Source organism: Streptomyces sp. NPDC048420, from assembly GCF_040651535.1.
Lineage (GTDB): Bacteria > Actinomycetota > Actinomycetes > Streptomycetales > Streptomycetaceae > Streptomyces.
On sequence record NZ_JBEZKG010000015.1, the window covers coordinates 225,916 to 244,737 of the forward strand.

At 72.5% G+C, this 18,822-nt stretch carries 20 protein-coding genes and 2 pseudogenes; 10 read left to right on the top strand and 12 right to left on the bottom strand.

Annotated elements, in window-relative coordinates:
- Nucleotides 1-2: 2 nt before the first annotated feature.
- The 4 genes from AB0D34_RS28680 to AB0D34_RS28695 form a co-directional block, all read right to left on the bottom strand.
- Nucleotides 3-2,360, bottom strand: a complete 2,358-nt coding sequence (locus AB0D34_RS28680) for a SpoIIE family protein phosphatase (protein WP_362666299.1) — start codon at nucleotides 2,358-2,360, stop codon at nucleotides 3-5.
- 64 nt (nucleotides 2,361-2,424) lie between these two features.
- Nucleotides 2,425-2,892 carry a peroxiredoxin gene (locus AB0D34_RS28685; RefSeq protein WP_362666302.1) on the bottom strand — a complete coding sequence of 156 codons (468 nt, stop codon included), beginning with the start codon at nucleotides 2,890-2,892 and terminating at the stop codon, nucleotides 2,425-2,427.
- Nucleotides 2,889-3,269, bottom strand: coding sequence for a DoxX family protein (locus AB0D34_RS28690; protein ID WP_362666304.1), 381 nt, complete (start codon nucleotides 3,267-3,269; stop codon nucleotides 2,889-2,891). The genes AB0D34_RS28685 and AB0D34_RS28690 overlap by 4 nt, the downstream gene beginning before the upstream one ends.
- 71 nt (nucleotides 3,270-3,340) lie before the next feature.
- A complete protein-coding gene (locus AB0D34_RS28695) occupies nucleotides 3,341-4,087 on the bottom strand; it encodes a helix-turn-helix transcriptional regulator (protein WP_362666403.1) in 747 nt (248 codons plus the stop codon).
- A gap of 38 nt (nucleotides 4,088-4,125) precedes the next feature.
- On the opposite strand from AB0D34_RS28695, the gene AB0D34_RS28700 reads away from it, so the two are divergent.
- The gene (locus AB0D34_RS28700; RefSeq protein WP_362666306.1) at nucleotides 4,126-5,214 is read left to right on the top strand and encodes an MFS transporter; all 1,089 of its coding nucleotides are present in this window, start codon (nucleotides 4,126-4,128) and stop codon (nucleotides 5,212-5,214) included.
- A 3-nt stretch (nucleotides 5,215-5,217) separates the two neighbouring features.
- Here the strand turns inward: AB0D34_RS28700 and AB0D34_RS28705 are convergent, their stop codons facing one another.
- The 6 genes and pseudogenes from AB0D34_RS28705 to AB0D34_RS28730 form a co-directional block, all read right to left on the bottom strand.
- Nucleotides 5,218-5,733, bottom strand: coding sequence for a MarR family transcriptional regulator (locus tag AB0D34_RS28705; protein WP_362666308.1), 516 nt, complete (start codon nucleotides 5,731-5,733; stop codon nucleotides 5,218-5,220).
- A 241-nt stretch (nucleotides 5,734-5,974) separates the two neighbouring features.
- Complete coding sequence (locus tag AB0D34_RS28710) at nucleotides 5,975-7,147, bottom strand: FAD-dependent oxidoreductase (RefSeq protein WP_362666310.1); 1,173 nt, start codon at nucleotides 7,145-7,147, stop codon at nucleotides 5,975-5,977.
- A complete protein-coding gene (locus AB0D34_RS28715; RefSeq protein ID WP_362666313.1) occupies nucleotides 7,144-7,338 on the bottom strand; it encodes a ferredoxin in 195 nt (64 codons plus the stop codon). Before AB0D34_RS28715 ends, AB0D34_RS28710 begins: the two co-directional genes overlap by 4 nt.
- 52 nt (nucleotides 7,339-7,390) lie before the next feature.
- Nucleotides 7,391-8,623 (bottom strand): cytochrome P450, encoded by a 1,233-nt coding sequence (locus AB0D34_RS28720; protein WP_362666315.1) that lies wholly within the window; start codon nucleotides 8,621-8,623, stop codon nucleotides 7,391-7,393.
- A gap of 155 nt (nucleotides 8,624-8,778) precedes the next feature.
- Nucleotides 8,779-9,339: a response regulator transcription factor gene (locus AB0D34_RS28725; RefSeq protein ID WP_362666318.1), complete on the bottom strand. Its 561-nt coding sequence runs from the start codon at nucleotides 9,337-9,339 to the stop codon at nucleotides 8,779-8,781.
- A 107-nt stretch (nucleotides 9,340-9,446) separates the two neighbouring features.
- Nucleotides 9,447-9,620: pseudogene (locus AB0D34_RS28730) on the bottom strand (TetR family transcriptional regulator); the annotation flags it as partial.
- Between the two features lie 21 nt (nucleotides 9,621-9,641).
- Here AB0D34_RS28730 and AB0D34_RS28735 point away from each other — a divergent pair.
- From AB0D34_RS28735 to AB0D34_RS28745, 3 genes and pseudogenes are all read left to right on the top strand, one after another.
- Nucleotides 9,642-10,136: pseudogene (locus AB0D34_RS28735) on the top strand (MFS transporter); the annotation flags it as partial.
- A gap of 383 nt (nucleotides 10,137-10,519) precedes the next feature.
- Nucleotides 10,520-10,675: a hypothetical protein gene (locus AB0D34_RS28740; protein WP_362666320.1), complete on the top strand. Its 156-nt coding sequence runs from the start codon at nucleotides 10,520-10,522 to the stop codon at nucleotides 10,673-10,675.
- A complete protein-coding gene (locus AB0D34_RS28745) occupies nucleotides 10,672-11,355 on the top strand; it encodes a response regulator transcription factor (RefSeq protein WP_362666322.1) in 684 nt (227 codons plus the stop codon). Before AB0D34_RS28740 ends, AB0D34_RS28745 begins: the two co-directional genes overlap by 4 nt.
- A 38-nt stretch (nucleotides 11,356-11,393) precedes the next feature.
- Here the strand turns inward: AB0D34_RS28745 and AB0D34_RS28750 are convergent, their stop codons facing one another.
- On the bottom strand, nucleotides 11,394-12,083 hold the full coding sequence (locus tag AB0D34_RS28750) for a TetR/AcrR family transcriptional regulator (protein ID WP_362666324.1): 690 nt from the start codon (nucleotides 12,081-12,083) through the stop codon (nucleotides 11,394-11,396).
- 113 nt (nucleotides 12,084-12,196) lie between these two features.
- Between AB0D34_RS28750 and AB0D34_RS28755 the strand changes: the two genes are divergently transcribed.
- From AB0D34_RS28755 to AB0D34_RS28775, 5 genes are all read left to right on the top strand, one after another.
- Nucleotides 12,197-12,946 (top strand): SDR family oxidoreductase, encoded by a 750-nt coding sequence (locus AB0D34_RS28755; protein WP_362666326.1) that lies wholly within the window; start codon nucleotides 12,197-12,199, stop codon nucleotides 12,944-12,946.
- Between the two features lie 83 nt (nucleotides 12,947-13,029).
- Entirely contained in the window at nucleotides 13,030-13,401 is a 372-nt protein-coding gene (locus AB0D34_RS28760; protein WP_362666328.1) for a VOC family protein, read from the top strand.
- Nucleotides 13,402-13,510: 109 nt separating this feature from the next.
- Nucleotides 13,511-14,467, top strand: a complete 957-nt coding sequence (ligD, locus tag AB0D34_RS28765) for a non-homologous end-joining DNA ligase (protein ID WP_362666405.1) — start codon at nucleotides 13,511-13,513, stop codon at nucleotides 14,465-14,467.
- 130 nt (nucleotides 14,468-14,597) lie between these two features.
- Complete coding sequence (locus tag AB0D34_RS28770; protein WP_362666330.1) at nucleotides 14,598-15,377, top strand: NPP1 family protein; 780 nt, start codon at nucleotides 14,598-14,600, stop codon at nucleotides 15,375-15,377.
- Nucleotides 15,378-15,478: 101 nt separating this feature from the next.
- Nucleotides 15,479-16,504: a questin oxidase family protein gene (locus tag AB0D34_RS28775; RefSeq protein ID WP_362666333.1), complete on the top strand. Its 1,026-nt coding sequence runs from the start codon at nucleotides 15,479-15,481 to the stop codon at nucleotides 16,502-16,504.
- 8 nt (nucleotides 16,505-16,512) lie between these two features.
- On the opposite strand, the gene AB0D34_RS28780 is transcribed toward AB0D34_RS28775, so the two are convergent.
- Nucleotides 16,513-17,502 (bottom strand): DUF5937 family protein, encoded by a 990-nt coding sequence (locus tag AB0D34_RS28780; protein WP_362666336.1) that lies wholly within the window; start codon nucleotides 17,500-17,502, stop codon nucleotides 16,513-16,515.
- Nucleotides 17,503-17,609: 107 nt separating this feature from the next.
- On the opposite strand from AB0D34_RS28780, the gene AB0D34_RS28785 reads away from it, so the two are divergent.
- Nucleotides 17,610-18,821, top strand: coding sequence for an MFS transporter (locus AB0D34_RS28785; protein WP_362666339.1), 1,212 nt, complete (start codon nucleotides 17,610-17,612; stop codon nucleotides 18,819-18,821).
- The last annotated feature ends 1 nt before the right edge of the window (nucleotide 18,822 follow it).

The following is an 18,822-nucleotide window of genomic DNA, read 5'->3' on the forward strand; positions in this document are numbered from 1 at the left end:
GATCAGAACTCCGGCGGTTCCAGCGACTGCTCCGCCCAGATCGTCTTGCCGCTGCCGGTCTGCCGGCTCCCCCAGCGCTGGGTGAGCTGGGCGACCAGCAGGAGCCCGCGGCCGCCCTCGTCGTAGGCGTGGGCGCGCCGCAGGTGCGGGGAAGTGGAACTGCCGTCGGAGACCTCGCAGATGAGGGTGCGGTCGCGGATCAGCCGTAGCTGGATGGGCGGTTCGCCGTAGCGGATGGCGTTGGTGACCAGTTCGCTGACGACGAGCTCGGTGACGAAGGAGGTCTCCTCCAGTCCCCAGGCGGCGAGTTGTTCGTTCGCGGCCTGCCGGGTCGCGGCGACGTGCGCGGGGTCCGGCTCGACGTCCCAGGTGGCGACCCGGTCGGCGCCGAGGGCCCGGGTGCGGGCCAGCAGCAGGGCCACGTCGTCGCTCGGTTCTTCGGGCAGTACGGCCTTCAGGACCGTGTCGCACAGGTCGTCGAGGGTGTCGGTCCTCGCGGTCAGCGCGCGGCAGAGTTCGTCGATGGCGTGGTCGACGTCGCGGTCCCGGTCCTCGATGAGGCCGTCGGTGTACAGGGCGACGACAGCGCCCTCGGGCAGTTGGATCTCCGTGGCCTCGAAGGGCAGACCGCCGACGCCGAGCGGCGGTCCGGCGGCCAGGGGCACGAGCTGTGTGGTGCCGTCGGGCAGGACCACGGCGGGCGGCGGGTGGCCGGCGGCGGCCGCGGTGAGGCGGCGCGAGACCGGGTCGTAGACGGCGTAGAGGCAGGTCGCGCCGAGCTCGGCGACCTCGCCCCCCGCGTCGGGGCGGTCGTCGGAGGCGAGGTGGGTGACCAGGTCGTCGAGGTGGGTGAGGAGTTCGTCGGGCGGCAGGTCGACGTCGGCGAGGGTGCGCACGGCCGTGCACAGGCGGCCCATGGTGGCCGAGGACGGTATGCCGTGGCCGACGACGTCCCCGACGACGAGGGCGACGCGGCTGCCGGAGAGCGGGATGACGTCGAACCAGTCGCCGCCGATGCCGGCCAGCGACCCCGAGGGCAGATAGCGGTGGGCGACCTCCACCGCGGCCTGTCCGGGCAGGCCGCGTGGCAGGAGGCTGTTCTGCAGGGCCAGCGCGGTGGTGCGCTCGCGGGCGAAGCGGCGGGCGTTGTCGATGCAGACGGCGGCCCGGCTCGCGAGTTCCTCGCCGAGGACGGCGTCGTCGTCGCTGTAGTCGTCGGGGTGGGCGATGCGCACGGCGACCACCACGCCCAAGGTGGTGCCGCGGGCTTTGAGCGGCACGGCGAGCATGGAGTGGACGCCCTTGCGGTAGGCGCGTCCGGCGGGGGCACGGGCGTTGCGTTCGGCGACCCAGCGCATGAAGTCGGGTTCACCGGCCTGGCTGATGGCCGCCCGGCCGTCGCGGAGGGCTCGCGCGGGAGGTGAGAAGGAGGGGTAGACGTCCGACTCGCCCAGGTGGACGGCGGCCTCCGGGGTGCCCTCGTGGCCGGAGCCGTGGGCGACGCGGCGCAGCACGATGTCCCCTTCGAGGGCGGTCGGCGGCTCGTCCGCGCCGAGGACCCATTCCAGAAGGTCGACGCTGACGAAGTCGGCGTAGCGGGGTGCGAGGAGTTCGACGAGCTCCTCGCAGGTGCGCACCACGTCCAGAGTGGTGCCGATGACGGCCGCCGCCTCGTTGAGCAGGGCCAGCCGCTGCCGGGCCCAGTACTGGTCGCTGCTGTCGAAGGCGGCCAACGCGACACCGGTCAGTTCTGCCGAGTTGTTGTCGCGGACGGGCCACATCTCGCAGGTCCAGGCGTGTTCGCGGTTGAGGGCGGGCGCGCCGGTGAAGCTCTCGTAGCGGGCCGGCCTGCCGGTCTCGGCGACCTGGCGCAGGTTGGCCAGGAACCCGCGGCTGTGTTCGGCGTCCTCGACGGTGTCCGAGAAGAAGCGGCCCAGGAGGGCTTCCTCGGACACGCCCATCACCCGGCAGGCCACGTCGTTGAGGCGCAGATAGTGCTGCCGGGTGTCGAAGACCGACATGGACATGGAGGCCTGCTGGAAGGCCTGCCCAGCCAGCGTCGACTCCCCGTCGGCGGGCGGCCGGGCGGTGATCACATAGCCGGTGGGGGTGCCGTCGCCGCCCTGGACGGGGCACGCCTCCACGAAGAGCGTGAGAGGGGAACCGTCGCGGTGGCGCAGTACGACGGTCCCCTTCAGAGCCGCCACGGCCGGTCCCGGCGGGTCCTCGGCGAGCAGCTCCCGTGCCGCCCGCCCCACGACCTCCTCGGCCGTGCGTCCCGTCAGCCGCCGGGCACCCTCGCTCCACCCCGTCACAACGCCTGCGGCGTCGGTGACCGCCGTAGCGGAGACGTGCTCCATATCGTCCAGGATGGTCCTATTGTCAGACCGCATCAACCGAAACGGAGCAACCGGGCCCCGTCCGTCACTTGCGGTGTGCGCGCAGGGCCTCGAGGGCGCGGTCGGCGTGGGTGTTCATGCGCAGCTCGCTGCGGACGACCTCCAGGACCGTACGGTCCTCGGCGATGACGAAGGTGACGCGCTTGGTGGGTGCCATGGAGAAGCCGCGCTTGACGCCGAACCGCTCGCGTATGGCGCCGTCGACGTCGGACAGCAGGGGCATGCCGAGGGTGTGACGCCCTGCGAACTCCTGCTGGCGTTCGACGGTGTCGCCGCTGATGCCCACGGGCCGGGCGCCGGCCGCGGCGAACTCGGCGGCGAGGTCGCGGAAGTGGCAGGCCTCCGCGGTGCAGCCGGCGGTCAGGGCGGCCGGGTAGAAGAAGAGCACCACCGGGCCGTCGGCGAGCAGTTCCGACAGCTTGCGGTCGGTGCCGGTCTCGTCGGGGAGCTCGAAGTCCTCGACGGTGTCGCCGATCTCCATCGCCTTGCTCATGCCTGGACCTCCGCGTTCTTCGCGATGCTGCGTGCCCACAGCACGAGCGGCAGTTGCAGCGGCAGCCGGCCGAGGGCCGCCGCCTTCTGCGGGGTGGGGCGGTGGCGCCAGTCGACGGCCATCTTGACGTTGGCGGGGAACACCCCGACGAAGAAGGCGGCCGAGGCGAGGGCGGCGGTACGCCTGGTCCGCGGCAGCGCCAGACCGGCGGCCAGCGCGAGTTCCACGGCACCGCTCGCGTGGGTCCAGGTCCGGGGCTTGCCGGGCAGAGCCTTCGGGATGGTCGCGTCGAACGAGCGCGGTGCGGCGAAGTGGGCGACGCCCGCCGTGGCCAGCAGGCCGGCGAGCAACAGGGGTGAGCGTGGGGACCGTGGCACGGTTCCTCCTCCTGGGGGGCTGCCGCGCACATTACTGGACGGTACAAGCAGCTTGGACAGCGGCCTCCGCCCTACCGGGAACGGCGGTTGTGGGTGCCCGGGGTACAGCCGAAGGAGCGGCGGAAGACGTCGATGAAGGTGCTCGCGGAGGACCAGCCGCAGCGGTGGGCGACGGTCGTGACGGGGACGTCGTCGGCGAGCATCCGCAGGGCGTGGTAGAGGCGTGACTGGGTGCGCCACTGCGGGAAGGTCATACCGAGCTCACCGCGGAAGAGGCGGCTCAGGGTGCGCTCCGAGGCTCCGGTCGCGGCGCCCAGCGCGGCCAGGGTGCGCGGGTCGGCGGGGTCGGCGTGGACGAGCGCGCAGACCGCGGCGAGACGGCGATCGGTGGGGGTGGGCAGCCGCAGGGGCTGCTGGGGCGAGGCACCCAACTGGTCGCGCAGGACGGCGAGGAGGCGGCCGCGCTCGGGGCTGTCCTCGTCGGGGTCGCGGGTGTAGGCAAAGATCAGCTCGCGCAGCAGCGGGCCCACGGCGAGGACGGTCGGGGCGTCAAGACCGAGCGGGTTGTCGTCGGCGGGCAGACCGACGAGGTGCAGGTCGAGCCGGCCGTGGGCGCGGTGGGCGTGGACGGTGCCCGCCGGGACCCAGATGGCACGGGTGCCGGGCGCGAACCAGGTCCCGGCGTCGGTGGTGACGGCGAGGAGCCCGGAGCCCGCGTAGACGATCTGGTGGTCGTCGTGCCGGTGGGCGTCGATGCGGGCACCGGCGGCGAGCTGCTGGGCACGCGTGAGCGCCACGGGCGTGTGGCGGACGCTGATCCCTCGGCCACGCCTACGTCGACGTGTACCAGGGGACCGTGGCCGCCCTGGTGCCGTTCTTCGTCGCGGAGCGCGCCTACTCATATGCGGCCGCCTCGGGCGTCGTCCTGGCCGCGTCCCTGCTGTCGTCGGTCGTCCAGCCGCTGTTCGGTGCGCTCACCGACCGGTGGGCGATGCCATGGCTGCTGCCGCTGAGCGCGCTGACCGCCGGTGCCGGAGTCGCCCTGAGCGGGGTCCTCGGCTCCTGTCCGCTCACCCTGGCGGCGGTCGCCGTGTCCGGGATCGGGGTCGCGGCCTACCATCCGGAGGCCGCCCGGGCCGCACGTGCCGTCGCTCCCGGGGGCAACCGGGGCATGGGGTGGTTCGCCCTCGGCGGGAACGTGGGCTTCGCACTGACCCCGCCGCTGGTCGCCGCCGTGATCGCCACGGGCGGCCTGGACGCCTCTCCCCTGCTGGCCGTTCCGGCCGTGGCGGGAGCAGCGCTGTGTATGGCGGCGGTGCGCGCGTCCCGGGTCCGCGCGACGGCCGACCCTTCGTTCGAAGGCACCGGGGACGACGACTGGCCGTCGTTCCTACGGCTCTCGTGCGCGGTGGTTTGCCGGTCGGTCGTGTTCGTCGGACTGAGCGCGTTCGTCTCGTTGTACGTCCGTGAGCGCACCGGCGGCGGGAACATGGCCGGTACGGCGGCGCTGTGCGTGCTGTACGCGGGCGGTGCCGTGGGGACGGTACTCGGGGGCCGGCTCGCCGACCGGTACGGGCGCCTCGCGGTGGTGCGGCGGGCGTACGCGCTGACCGTACTCGCGGTGGCCGGGGTGGTTCTGGTCCCCGGCCCGGCGGTGTATCCGTTCGTCGCCCTGGCCTCGGCGGGCCTGTACGTGCCGTTCTGCCTGCACGTCACCCTCGGTCAGGACTACCTGCGGGGGCGGGTGGGCACGGCGAGCGGGGTCACGCTGGGACTGACGGTGAGCGTCGGCGGGCTGGCCGCCCCGGTGGTGGGGGCGCTGGCCGACGCCACGTCGCTGCGGACCGCGCTGCTGCCGTTGGTGGCGTTGCCCGCGCTGGGCGGCCTGCTGCTGCGGGGTCTGCGCGAGCCTTCGCCGGCCAGGTCGCCTCTTCCGACGGGGTGAGCCTCAGGCCGTTCCGGCCGGCGTCCTCTCCTCGCTCTCGTCGTCCACGGTGTAGGACAGGAAGTCGTCGACCATGCGGTGGAAGAGGCCGGCGAGCTGGCGGAGCTCCTCGGGCGACCAGTCCGCCAGGGCCAGCTGCATGCCTCGGGCGCCGGCGTCACGGATACGGTCGATCGCCTGCCGCCCGGTCTCGGTGAGCTGGATCCGCTGGGCGCGCCGGTCGTCGGGGTCGGGGACGCGGGTGACGTACCCCGACTTCTGCAGCTGCTGGACGGTGCGGGTGACGTGGGAGGCCTCCACTCCCAGGCGGGCCGCAAGTTCCCCGGGGCGCATCGGCTCGGTGTCGGCGACCTGGCGCAGCAGGGCCACGGCGGCACGGTCCAGAGGCACCTCGGCGAGGGACATCAGCCGGTCGTGCTGCCTTGCGCGGGTGCTCAGGTAGGTGATGCGGGTGAGCGCCCGCTCGATCTCGATGACTTCCTGGGACGCGGGGACGTCTGGGAGCGGCTGTGAGGACATACTCGCCAGTTTACCATCTTGTTGCGTAACTCAAGTAAAGTGCGGCGGGCCTTCAGCGCCTGGAGGCGTGGCGGCCGGCGAGGGCCTGTCCTGCGATGCGGTGCGGGAGCGGTACCGGGGAGCCGGACCCCGCTCCGCGCGGCTGCCCGGCTGGACGACGGCCGACGGGGACGTCCCTGTCAGTTGGGCCGCCGGCAGCCGGGGCGCCGACGGCTGTGTCTGCCGGCGCCCCACGAAACACTCAGCCTTCGGCCCCCACGGTCTCGCGCCAGGCCGCCCCGGTGACGATGGCCTGCCGCCACTGGCGGATCGCCTTGGGCGGCATGCCGACCGCGAGGGCGCCGCTGACGCGGTCGCCGGTGCGGTAGGCGGCGACGAACCGGCGCTCCGCCAAGTCGCCCTCCACGACGGCGACTTCGTCGTGGCCGCGCAGGAAGCCGTAGGCCTGGATCTTCATGTCGTACTGGTCGGACCAGAAGTAGGGAACCGGCGCGAACGGCTTGCGGGCGCCTTCGGCGGCGAGCAGGTTGCGGGCCGCGGCCATGCCCTGTTCGGCCGCGTTGGTGCGGTGCTCGATCCGCATCGAGGTGCCGAACAGGGGGTTGCACCAGCGGGCGACGTCACCGGCCGCGTACACGTTCTTCGCGGCCTCGCAGTACTCGTCGCACACCACCCCGTCGCCCACCGCGAGCCCGCTGCCGTCGAGCCAGTCGGTGTTGGGCAGTGAGCCGATGGCGACGAGCACCTCCTCCGCGTCGACGACCTCGCCGTCGGCGAGCCGGACCCCGTCCTCCGTCACCTCGGTCACCGTGACCCCGCACCGCAGGTCCACGCCCCGGTCCACATGGGCCTGGGCCAGCATCCGCCCGACCTCCGCGCCGACCCCGTGGGCCAGCGGGACGGCGGCGGGTTCGAGGAGGGTCACCTCGGCACCGAGGCGCCAGGCGACCGTGGCGGCCTCCGCGCCGAGGAAACCAGCGCCCACCACGACCAACCGGCGACCCGGCGTCAGCCGCTCCCGCAGCGTCAGCGCGTCGTCGAGGGTGCGCAGCACATGGGCGGCCTCTCCGGGCAGACGGCGTGGCCGCACACCGGTCGCGATGACCAGTCCGTCGTACGGCACCTCGGAGCCGTCCGCCAACCGCACCGTGCAGCCCACGAGTTCGAGGCCCGTCGCCGCCACGCCGAGCCGCAGGTCGAGGTCGAGTGCGCCCAGGTCGGCCGAGGTGCGCAGGGCGAGCCGGTCGGGCTCCCACTCCGCGGCCAGGATCTGCTTGGACAACGGCGGTCGGTCATAGGGGGCTTCGGGCTCGTCACCGACGAGGGTGAGCATGCCGTCGTACCCCTCACGCCGCAGCGTCTCGACCGCCGCGAGCCCGGCGGCGGAGGCTCCGACGACGGCGATCCGCCTCACTGGCGGGACAGCCGGATGGCGGCGGCCGGGCAGACCGCGATGGCTTCCTTGACGTCGTCGAGTTGGTCGTCGCCGACCTCCTCCGCCAGCAGGATCGCGATGCCGTCGTCGTCCTGGTCGAAGACGTCCATGGCGGCGACCACGCACTGTCCCGAGGCGACGCACTTGTCGGCTTCCAGCTCCACCTTCATGGGATTCCCTTACCTGTCTCGTGGTCGTGGTTCGTGTGCGGACGGGAAACCGTCACCAGGCCACCGGCAGTTCGTGGATGCCGTAGATGAACGCGTCGTGCTTGAACTTCACGTCCTCAAGGGCGCAGGCGAGCTTCAGGGTGGGGATGCGCCGGTAGAGCGTGCCGTAGACGACCTGGAGCTCCATGCGGGCCAGCGGCTGGCCCAGGCACTGGTGGACGCCGAAACCGAACGCGACATGGCGGCGGGCGTCGCGGGTGAGGTCGAGGCGGTCGGGATCCTCGAAGACCTGCGGGTCGCGGTTGCCGATCTCGTTGACCATGATCACGCCCTCACCGGCCCTGATGACCTGCCCGGCGATCTGGATGTCCTCCGTGACCGCGCGGCGCCGCCCCAGGTGCGTGATGTGGAGGTAGCGCAGCAGTTCCTCGACCGCGGAGGCGACCAGTTTCGGGTCGTCGGTCTCGCGCAACAGGGCCAGCTGATCCGGGTGTTCGAGGAGGGCGGCGGTGCCCAGCGTGATCATGTTCGCGGTGGTCTCGTGCCCGGCGATCAGCAGGAGCAGTGCCATCTCCGTGGCCTGTCCGTGGGTCAGCTCGCCCGCGGCGACGCGTCCGGCGATGCTCGAGAGCAGGTCGTCCTTCGGCTCGGTGAGCCGATCGGCGAGCTGACCCGCGAGGTATCCGGCGATCTCCCGGGTGGCCACGCCGCGCTCCTCGGGGGTCGCGGTCGTGCGGACCATCGTCTTGGTGTTCTCCTGGAACATCGCGTGGTCGCCGTAGGGGACGCCGAGCAGTTCGCAGATGACCAGCGACGGGATCGGCAGCGCGAACGCCTCGACGAGGTCGACCGGTCGGGGGCCGGCGAGCACCTCGTCGATCAGACCGTCCACGATCCGCTGCACGGCGGGCCGCAGGGCCTCCACCTTCCTGACGGCGAAGGGCGCCGTCACCATCCGGCGCAGCCGGGCGTGTTCGGGATCGTCCATCATGATGAAGCTGAGCTTGCCGTCACCGGCCGCGGAGTCGGTCTTGGTCGGGTAGCCGGGCCGGTCGGTGTCGGCGCTGACCCGGGCGTCGCCGAGGATCGCCCGCTGCTCGGCGTAGCGGGTCACGAGCCACGGCTCGCTGCCGTCCCAGAGGCGGACCTTCGTCAGCGGCCCCTGCTCCTGGAGCTCCTTGAGGCCGGGCGGCGGGTCGAAGGGGCAGCGGGCGGCGCGGGGCATGGGGAACTCGGGGGCGGGGTCCGCGGTGTCATGCGGCGGACCGGCCAGTGTGTCGGCCATGGTTCTCCTCGGTGGTGGGGGCTCCGCGGGGTGGGAGGGCGGAGCGCCGGGGCGAAGTGTCGAGGCCTCGATGCACGCACATGCAAACAGACGGGGCTGACGCCTTCCCGTCAGTAACCTGACAGGAAGCTGACGTGACCCAGATCACGCCACCGTCAACATCCCTGGCCGTTCTGGGAGTTGGCCTCGGCGTCGACTCGCCCCAGCCAGTACCCGAAGCCACGACGGGTGTGGATCAGCCCGGGAACGTCCTGGTCGACCTTGCGCCGCAACCGGGAGACGAGTTGCTCGATCGCGTTGTCGCCGCGGTGGTCGCCCCAGACGTACCGGCCGATCTGCTCCTTGGACAGCACCCGGTGGGCGTTGACCAGGAGATGGCGCAGCAGCCGGTACTCGGCGGGCGTGAGGTCGAGGGTGCGCGGACCGCGCCGGGCCTCGCACCGGGTGTCGTCCAGGACGAGATCGCGGTAGCGCAGCTCGTGGTCCCGGGCCGGTCCCGCACCCGCGCCTCGCAGGAGGACCTGCACCCGGGCCAGGATGTCGGCCACGCGGAACGGTTTGGTGACGTAGTCCCGCTTCCCCAGGCCGAGTTCGGGGACGATCCGGTCCAGGGACTCGTAGTCGACCAGCAGGAGCACCGGCGGCCGACGGGCCAACACCGGCCGTGTGCGGCCCAGTTCCGCCACATCGGCCAGGCAGGAGGCGCTGACCGGCACCGCGGGCGAGTGCCGGTCTCTCCCGGGAACTGCCGTGCATGGACGAGACCGTTCGTGGGGGGGATGCGCCCACCCTAGCGCTCCCCTTGCCTGACTCAAGTACTCCTTTACGGGGTCGGCGTGACCTGCGCCGTCCACATGGCGACCACGGCGTCACCGAGGCCGGTGGCGGCGTCGTGCCAGTTGGCGCGGGGTGTCGGGGTGTTCTCGGCGAGGGCCCTCTCGCGGTCGGCGGCCATGTGCACGATCAGAAGGCGGGCCATCTCGGCGCGCTCGGCGCGGCCGTGATCGCCATGTGGACGGCGCCGGTCTCCGCGGCCGTCTCCAAGGCCAAGGGCCCCAAGGTGACACTGATGATCGGCGCGCTGATCGTGGCGGCCGGCCACGGGCTGAACATCGTGCTGATGTCCGAGGTCTGGCACCTGGTGCTGGTCTCCTGTGTGATCGGCGCCGGCATCGGGTTCACGTACGGTTCCACGCCCGCGCTGATCATGGGCGCGGTGCCCACCTCGGAGACGGCCGCCGCGAACAGCCTCAACACCCTGATGCGGTCCATCGGTACGTCCTGCGCGAGCGCCATCGCCGGTGTCGTCCTGGCGCAGATGACCATCGAGCTGGGCGGCTACGCGCTGCCGTCCGAGACCGGCTGCAAGACGGTCATGGCGATCGGCGCGGGTGCCGCACTCCTTGCCTTCGCCATCGCCGCCTTCATCCCGCGCCCGCGCACCGCGACCCCGACGACGCCTCCGGCACCGGCCTGCGCGGAGGCTTCGGCCGGAACACCTTCGGGACGCTGACGCCCGCGCGTGACGGCTGGCGCTCGGCGGCCGGTGACCGTTGGGCTTCGGTGTCAGGTACCGGCCGTAGGTGCGGGCCGTGGGCACCGGCCGTCAAGCGCCAGGCACCGGACACCGGGCGTCGACCGACAGGCACCCGGCGTCCACCGCCAGGCGTTCCGTCCTGCTCCGTCTCCGTCCTGCCCCGTCTCCGTCCTGCCCAGGGAGGACGCCCACCTCGCCCGTACTACGTACTCAGTAGGCGTGATTGTCGACGAACGTACGACGACGAGCGGGTCCGCCCCGGGGACACTGGGGAGCCATCCGGACCGTCGGGCCGGATCGCGGCGGCCGCACCCGGCGGACATCGGCCACCATGGTTCCAGGACACGACCGGAGAGCCGATGAGCATCCCTTTGCGTCGCTACGCCGACGACCACGTCCGTACGGTCGTCGCGGTCACGGCCGCACCGCGGTTGCCCGCGTCCCTGCTCGGTGGCGAGAGCCTCCGCCACCGCCACGTCCCCGCCGCCCCGGAACGTCAAGAACGGACCCCATGACCATCCGCGTACTGCTCGCCGACGACCAGGCCCTGCTGCGGGCGACCTTCCGGATCCTGATCGACTCGTGCGACGACATGGAGGTGGTCGCGGAGGCCACCGACGGCGCCGCGGCGGTGGACCTCGCACGCATCCACCGGCCCGACGTGATCCTGATGGACATCCGTATGCCGGGGACCGACGGTCTGGCCGCCACGTCCGTGATCTGCGCGGATCCGAAGCTGTCCGACGTGCGGGTGCTGATCCTGACCACCTTCGAGATCGACGAGTACGTCGCCCAGGCGCTGCGGTCCGGGGCCAGCGGATTCCTCGGCAAGGACGTCACCGCGGAGGCCCTGCTCGACGGCATCAGGACCGTGGCGGCCGGTGACTCCCTGCTCTCCCCCGGCGCCACCCGCACCCTGATCACCCGCTTCCTCGCGGCCCCGGGGCTCGGTACCCGGCTCGCGGCCGCCGACGACCTGACCGGCCTCACCACCCGGGAGCGCGAGGTGATGGCCTGGGTCGCCGAGGGGCACTCCAACGAGGAGATCGCGGAGAAGCTCTTCGTCAGCCCCCTGACGGTCCGCACCCACGTCCATCGCGCGATGACGAAACTGGGTGCCCGGGACCGCGCCCAGCTCGTCGTCATGGCCTATCAGTCCGGCCTGGTGCAGGCGCTGCCACCCGGGGGACGCTGACGCCCGGGGAACGCTGACGCCCGGGGAACGTCGGCGCCTCACCTCGCGGAGAGCTTCTCCAGCCACTGCTGAAGCAGCGCCGACTCGGCCGTCGTCAACGTCGGCGGAAGGTCGGAACGCAGCCGGGCCGCCAGCGTGGCGGCGGCGACGGGCACCGATCCCCCGTCCGGGGGCACCTCGGTGCCGGCGGGCAGGGTCACCGAGTCCAGCACCGCGTCACGCAGCCGCTGCGAGAACTTGGCGTCGGCGTACTGCTCGGGTCTGGTCAGCACCGACAGGGCGGCCCCGACGTTGGCGGACATGATCATCTGCGTGGCCAGCGCGGGCGGCACGGTCAGCCGCCCCTCGGCCGCGCAGCGCTCGAGGATGCCGTGGAGCAGGTCATGCGCCTCCTGGGCCGCGGCCGGGGGCACGGTCAGCTCGGGCGAGTACATCAGGCGGTAGTGGCTGGGGTGCTCCAGCGCGAAGCGCATATGTGTGTCCCAGCCCCGCTTCAGGTCCTCGACCGGATCGCCGCTCGGCCGCGCCGCCCGCTTGGACGCGAGGTACTGCTCGAATCCCCGGTCGACCACGGCCGCCAGAAGGCCCGCCTTGTCGCCGAAGAGCCGGTAGAGCATCGGGGCGCCCACCCCGGCCCTCTCGCACACGGCCCGCGTGGAGACATCGGCCGCCGACGCCCCGGCCAGCAGCTCGGTGGCCGCCTCCAGGATCTTTTCCCTCGCATCCATGCCCCCACCGTACGGCATTCGTAGCGGCGATACGAGACAGGGGTTACCATCGCTACGAATCCGTGTTATCGTCGATACGAGTCAGTCGTAGCAACGCTAACAAGGGATGCGGTATGACCACTCAGTCCAGGACACAGCAACGCGTCGCGATCGTGACGGGCGCATCGCGCGGCATCGGACGCCAGATCGCCCAGCAGCTCGCCACCGACGGGTTCGCGGTCGTCGTCGGGTACGCGGGCAACAAGGACGCGGCCGACGAGACCCTGGCCGCCATCGAGAAGGCCGGCGGCACCGCGTACGCCGCCCGCGCGGACGTCGGCGACGAGACCGAGACGGCCGAACTGTTCGACCTGGCGGAGGCCACGTACGGCGGTGTCGACGCGGTGGTCCACTCCGCGGGCCGGATGGCCCTGTCCCCGATCGCCGAACTCGACCTCGCCGAGCTCGACGCCCTGTACCGCACCAACATCCGCGGCACCTTCGTCGTCGACCAGCAGGCCGCACGCCGGCTGCGCCCGGGCGGGGCGCTCGTCAACCTCTCCAGCTCGGTCGTCGGGCTGGCCTTCCCCGGCTACGGCGCCTACGCGGCCGGAAAGGGCGCGGTCGAGGCCGTCACCCTGATCCTCGCGCGTGAGCTGCGCGGCCGTGACGTCACCGTCAACGCGGTGGCCCCCGGCCCGACCGCGACCGACCTCTTCCTCGACGGCAAGGACGAGGAGACCGTCGCCCGCCTCGCGGCCCAACCTCCACTGGAGCGGCTGGGAACGCCTCAGGACATCGCCAGCGTCGTGTCGTTCCTGGTGAGCCCGGCCGGTCACTGGGTCAACGGGCAGGTGCTGCGGGCCAACGGCGGCATCATCTGACCTCGTCGGCACGGGCACCGCCAACCCCTGGTGTCCGACCGCCCTTCTGACCGTCCGTCCGACCGTCCGCCTACGATGCCCGGATGCAGCCCCACTTCACCGGCACCGCCCTGATCACGGACGACGTCCCGGCGCTCGCCGACTTCTACGCGACGGTCCTCGACGCGGAAGCGGAGGGCGAGGCCCCCTTCGCGCGAGTCGCGGTCCCGGGCGCCGTCCTGTCGTTCTTCTCCACCAGGGCCATGGAGTCGATGGTCCCCGGATCGATGGCCGCCGCGGCGAGCGGAGGGTTCACGCTGGAGTTCCGGGTCGCCGACGTGGACGAACGTCACGCGCAGCTGGCGGCCCGGGGTGTCGAGATCCTCAAGCCGCCGACCACCCAGCCGTGGGGGCGCCGGTCGGTGTGGCTGCGGGACCCGGACGGCAACATCGTCAATCTGTACCAAGAGGTCTGAGACAGCCCTCGGGCCGCGCCCGTTCAGGGGAAACCCGGGCTCGGGGCGCGTGGCAGCCGGTGACCGTGTCGACAACTGACCCGTGACCAACCTCCCCACGATCCCGCCGATGCTGGCCACGCCCGGCACCCTGCCGGTCGCGTCGCAGGACGCACGCTGGGCCTACGAGACCAAGCAGGACGGTCAGCGGGTGGTGGTCTACCTCGCCGGAGACGGCACCGTGGTGCTGCGCGCCCGGTCCGGGGAGGAGATCACCGGCGCCTATCCCGAACTGCGGTCCCTCGGCGGTGTCCTCGGCGCCACCGCGGCGGTGCTCGACGGGGAGATCCTGGCGCTGGACGAACAGGGGCGCGCGGACTTCCAGTTGCTGCAACCGCGCATGGGGCTGGCCCACGCCCCCGGCAGGGCCGCGCGCCGGGCGGCCGAAGCACCCGTGCATCTCGTGCTGTTCGACCTGATGCATCTCGGCCGGCGCTCACTCCTCCCCGTCCCCTACGCACAGCGGCGCGCGCACCTGGAGAAGCTGGAACTCGCCGGGCCCCACTGGTCGACGCCCGGCGCGCTCGTCGGTCACGGCGAACAGGCGCTGCGTGCGACGCGTGAACACGGGCTGGAGGGCCTGGTGTGCAAGCGGCTGGACTCGGTGTACGAACCCGGAGTGCGTTCCCGGGCCTGGATCAAGATCCGCAACATGCGCAGCGAGGACGTGATCGTGGGTGGCTGGCTGCCCGGCAAGGGCCGGCTCACAGGCCTGCCCGGCGCGCTGCTGGTGGGGCAACGGGCGGGCGGACGACTGCGGTACGTCGGCAGTGTGGGCACCGGCTGGAGCGAGGCGGAACGGACCGAACTCGCCGCACTGCTGGCCGCCGCCGCGACGGACAGGTGCCCCTTCGATCCCGTCCCGCCGGCCCGGGGCGCGCACTGGGTGCTGCCCCGTCTGGTCGGCGAGGTCCGCTACAGCACGCGCACCCGGGCGGGGTTGCTGCGTCAGCCCTCCTGGCTGCGGCTCCGCCCCGACCTGGCACCGGAGGAATCCGCCGCCGACCTCCCCGACCCGCCTCCATGATCCGAAATATTGGGCGGCCCGTAACCGGAAGGTCGCCTTCGACCTCTTGGCGCGGACATGAAAAGCCGGGAAGCTGAACTCCCCAGTAACCCACAGCCGTTGGGCTGCGCCGGACCACGAGGAGGACGCGGTGTCGTCAGCGTCGTTCAAGAAGCACCGCACGAGATGGTTCACCGGCCTGGCAGGAGCCGCCGCACTAGTCGTCGCCTTCCCCGCGGCCGCGTTCGCCGCCCCGCCGGCCGCGCTGCCCAGCAACGCCGAGAGCGCCGAGTACACCTACCAGCCGGCCTTCGACTACGACACGGACGGCTGTTACTCGTCGCCCGCCATCGGTCCCGACGGCACCGTCAACGGCGGTCTCAACCCGACGGGTTCGCTCAGCGGCGACTGCCACGACCTCTCGGACCTGAACAACACCAACACGTACTCGCGCTACAAGTGCAACAACGGCTGGTGCGCCTACATGTACGGCCTGTACTTCGAGAAGGACCAGGCGGTCGCGAACAGCAGCATCGGCGGGCACCGGCACGACTGGGAGCACGTCGTGATCTGGGTGCAGAACGGCACGATCCAGTACGTGTCGACGTCCAACCACGGCTCGTTCACGGTGAGCGCGGCCTCCGGTGTCCGCTTCGACGGCACTCACGCGAAGATCGTCTACCACAAGGACGGCGTCAGCACCCACTGCTTCCGGCTGGCCAACTCCAATGACGAGCCGCCGGAGAACGCCAAGGGCACCTGGCAGTACCCGCCGCTGGTCGGCTGGAACGGCTACCCGTCGACAGCGCTCCGCGACAAGCTGAGCGCCTACGACTTCGGCAGCGCCAACTTCGGCCTCAAGGACGCCAACTTCGCGGCCCACCTGACGTCGGCGAAGCCCTCGGGGATCGCCTTCGACCCCAACGCCTGATCCAGGCACACGATCGGGCGCGGGACCTAGGACCCGGGTACCCCCGGTTTCCACCCCGCGCCCGATCCGGCCCCGCCGGTCCGCGATCTAGCGTCTCCCGTATGGAGACCAGCGGCACCACCCACACCAGCGGCCACCTCGAAGAGGCCCTGGAACGCGTCCACGCCTCGGGCCCGGAACGAGAGGGCTGGCTGAGCAACCACGCCCCCATGGTCGTCGAGGCGCTCGCCGCGCACGGACAGGCCGGCTCGGTGCACCGGTGGATGGACCTCTACCGGGACAGGCTGGAGGACTTCCCCGACCGCACGGTCCCCGTCACGGACGACAACTGGCCCTCGGCGCTGGGTGATCCGCGCCGGATCGCGGACTGGACCGACCATTTCTCCCGCACCCTCGCCGAACGCCCCTGGAAGGACGTGCTCGCCGAATGGTGGCCACGGCTGCTTCCCGGCCTGTACGGCGGTGCCACGCACACGGTCATCCGGGTCGGCCACGCCGTACGCGCCGTGGCGGCCGAGGAGAACGCACCCCGGCTCACCGAACTCGCGCACGCGCTGGGCTACTGGGCGGCCCGGCATCAGCCGGTGACCGGTCTGGTGGCGGTGCCGGGTGCGACGACCGCCGCGCGGGCCCTGGACGTCGTACCGGCGATCGAGCCCGGGCACCTGGGGTTCCGGAACCGGCTGGCGGCCGTACGCCGACTGCCCGTCTGGGCCGACGAGGTCACCGGCCCCGACCTCGCCAAGGAGCGGCTGACCGAACTCGTCCGTGCCGCGACGCATCGCTACGCCACGCACGGCCACGGCGAACCGACCACGCTCGTCCACGCGGCGACGGCCCCCAACGCCGTGCTGCGGACGCTGGATTCACTCCCCCGTGACCAGTGGGCGCCCAGTCTGCACGCGGCCTGGACGGCGTCGGCCGCGGTCACGGCGATGTACGCCCCCGTGGACCCGGTCGCCTGGGCCCCGCCCGCGCGCCTGGCTCCGGAGGAGGTGGTGGAGCGAGCCCTCGCCCACGGCGACGAACACGTCATCAAGCTCACCGACACGGCCCTGGACATCGGTGACGATCGGGCCCTGGCGGCCGCTCTGCGCTCGGTGGAAATGAGCGAGCCGCTCGTCTAGGGCCGGCATCACACGCCGGCCACCACCGCGTCGCCCAACGGCGTCCGCCCGTACAGCACTTGGTGGCCCTGCCGACGCGAGCTCAGCAGGCCCGCCTCACGCAGGACCGACAGATGGGCGGAGACGGTCGACGGGGCGAGACCGTGGCGGTGGGCCAGGTCGGTCGTCGAGGCCGGCTCACCCAGCCCGGCGAGGACGGCGGCCCGCCCGCGTCCCAGCAACCGGGCGAGCGCCTCCGGCGGCCGCGGCACCTCGTCGGTGTGCAGCCCGCCCATGCCACGGGCGGGGTAGATGACCGTCGGCTGCCAGGGCCGGGCGAAGCCGCTCACCACGTCCGGCCAGACGAACACGCTCGGCATCAGCAACACCCCCCGTCCGTCGGTCAGTTGGGCCTCCCTCAGGTCGCCGCGCACGGGCAGGGTGAGACTTCCGTCGGTCCAGTCGACGTCCGGGTGCAGACCGTTGAACAGCGCGTCGAGTCCCGCGTCCGCCATCTGCCGGGAGCGGTGCGCGACGTCGGCCTCCAGCAGGGCACGGTGGCGCGGCCAGTCCGGGGCGACCAGAGCCTGCCAGGCCTGCTCGGTGAGGTCCGCGAGGCGCCGTACGGTGGCGGCCGGGTCGTCCAGGGCGGCCCGGGCCTGCGGCGAGTCGGCGAGCCCCGGCGTGCAGGCGAGGGAGCGGGACATCTCGGTGTGGGCGAGGGCGGGGTCGGTGGCGCGCACGCGTGCCAGTTCGTCCTCGAAGCGCGGGTAGGGCTCCTTGGGCGGCGGCCCCAGGAAGTCGGGGGTGTAGCCGCCGGCCGGCGGGATGAACAGCCACAGCGGTGACAGGTCCAGCACCGCCACCGTAGGGGCCGCGCGGCGCAGCCAGGCCCGGTGGTAGCCGTGCCGGGCGGACCGGCGGAGCATGCGCACCGCCTCGTGGGTCTGGCACAGCGGGGAGACAGCGAACCGGCACCGTCTGAGGTCGTCGTTCCCGAGACGCAGGGTCAGCGGCACAACGTTCCCCCCGGCGGCGGTGATTCGTCCTGGACCGAAAGAGTAGAGCCGAGCGCGTCGGCGCAGCACTCTGGCCGTCCCTCGTCCCCTCCCCGGAAGGCACTTGGATGGGCAGCGTACGTCCGGCCCCCTGGCGCAGGGCCGCCGTCGTCGCGGCGCTGATGCTGGCGGCGTTCACCTTCAACACCACCGAGAACCTCCCGGTGGGCCTGCTGTCCCTGATGGCGGACGACCTTCGGGTCTCGCTCACGGCGGTGGGCGCGCTGGTCACCGGCTACGGCCTTGCGGTGGCCGTCGGTTCGCTGCCGCTGGCCCATGTCACCCGGTCCGTGCCCCGCCGGCACTTGATGACCGGTCTGCTCGCGGTGCTCGCCGCGGCCAGCTGCCTCTCCGCGCTCACCGCCGCGTCGTACGGCCTGCTGCTCGCCGCGCGGGTCGCGACCGCGCTCGCGCAGGCGCTGTTCTGGGCGGTGATGGGGCCGGTCGCGGTCGGGCTCTTCCCGCCCGAGCGGCGGGGCCGGATCATCGGACTGCTGTCGGTCGGGGGTTCGCTGGCCACGGTCGCCGGGGTACCGGCGGGCACCTGGCTGGGCGGGCACAGCGGCTGGCGGGTGCCGTTCGCGGTGCTCGGCGCGCTCGCCGTCGTATCGCTGGTCATGGTGGCCGTACTGCTGCCGACCTCGCGTCCGCGGGAGAGTCATGCGGCGTACGGTGCCGCCCCGCACCGGCTCCGGTTCGCGGTGGTGCTGACCACCACCGCGCTGTCGGTGACGGGGGCGTTCACCGGGTTCACGTACGTCGTGGCCTTCCTGGACGAGGTGAGCGGGTTCGGCCGGGACGCGGTCAGCGCCGTGCTGCTGGCGTTCGGGGCGGCGGCACTGGCCGGGGTCACGGTGACGGGGCCGCTCCTCGACCGGTATCCGCGGGCCACGCTCACCGTGCCGGTGGCGGGGCAGGCCGTTGCTCTGGTCGGGCTGTACGCCTGCGGTGGCAGTCAGGTCGCGACCGTCGTGCTGCTCATGCTGCTGGGGGCCTCGGTGGCGCCGACGTTCATGGCGACGCAGAGCCAGGTGCTGCGGTTCGCCCCGGGGCGGACCGAGACGGCCCTCGCGGCCAACTCGGCGGCGTTCAACGTGGGTGTGGCCGCCGGTGCCCTGCTCGGCGGCGCGCTGCTGCCGCTGACCGGGACACGCGGCACGTTCCTGGCAGGCGGACTGCTCACGGCGGGGGCGCTCGTGGTCCTGGCGTGGCCGGTTGCCGCCGTACCGGAGCAGCGGACGCTCAAAGGGATGGACGCTCCGGAGCCCGACGTCCGATGAT

Excerpts from the sequence above, each read along its gene's own strand:
- AB0D34_RS28680 (WP_362666299.1), bottom strand. The coding sequence starts at position 2,360 with ATGGAGCACGTCTCCGCTACGGCGGTCACCGACGCCGCAGGCGTTGTG.
- AB0D34_RS28685 (WP_362666302.1), bottom strand. The coding sequence starts at position 2,892 with ATGAGCAAGGCGATGGAGATCGGCGACACCGTCGAGGACTTCGAGCTC.
- AB0D34_RS28705 (WP_362666308.1), bottom strand. The coding sequence starts at position 5,733 with ATGTCCTCACAGCCGCTCCCAGACGTCCCCGCGTCCCAGGAAGTCATC.
- AB0D34_RS28715 (WP_362666313.1), bottom strand. The coding sequence starts at position 7,338 with ATGAAGGTGGAGCTGGAAGCCGACAAGTGCGTCGCCTCGGGACAGTGC.
- AB0D34_RS28720 (WP_362666315.1), bottom strand. The coding sequence starts at position 8,623 with ATGGCCGACACACTGGCCGGTCCGCCGCATGACACCGCGGACCCCGCC.
- AB0D34_RS28740 (WP_362666320.1), top strand. The coding sequence starts at position 10,520 with ATGAGCATCCCTTTGCGTCGCTACGCCGACGACCACGTCCGTACGGTC.
- AB0D34_RS28745 (WP_362666322.1), top strand. The coding sequence starts at position 10,672 with ATGACCATCCGCGTACTGCTCGCCGACGACCAGGCCCTGCTGCGGGCG.
- AB0D34_RS28750 (WP_362666324.1), bottom strand. The coding sequence starts at position 12,083 with ATGGATGCGAGGGAAAAGATCCTGGAGGCGGCCACCGAGCTGCTGGCC.
- AB0D34_RS28755 (WP_362666326.1), top strand. The coding sequence starts at position 12,197 with ATGACCACTCAGTCCAGGACACAGCAACGCGTCGCGATCGTGACGGGC.
- AB0D34_RS28760 (WP_362666328.1), top strand. The coding sequence starts at position 13,030 with ATGCAGCCCCACTTCACCGGCACCGCCCTGATCACGGACGACGTCCCG.
- ligD (WP_362666405.1), top strand. The coding sequence starts at position 13,511 with ATGCTGGCCACGCCCGGCACCCTGCCGGTCGCGTCGCAGGACGCACGC.
- AB0D34_RS28775 (WP_362666333.1), top strand. The coding sequence starts at position 15,479 with ATGGAGACCAGCGGCACCACCCACACCAGCGGCCACCTCGAAGAGGCC.
- AB0D34_RS28785 (WP_362666339.1), top strand. The coding sequence starts at position 17,610 with ATGGGCAGCGTACGTCCGGCCCCCTGGCGCAGGGCCGCCGTCGTCGCG.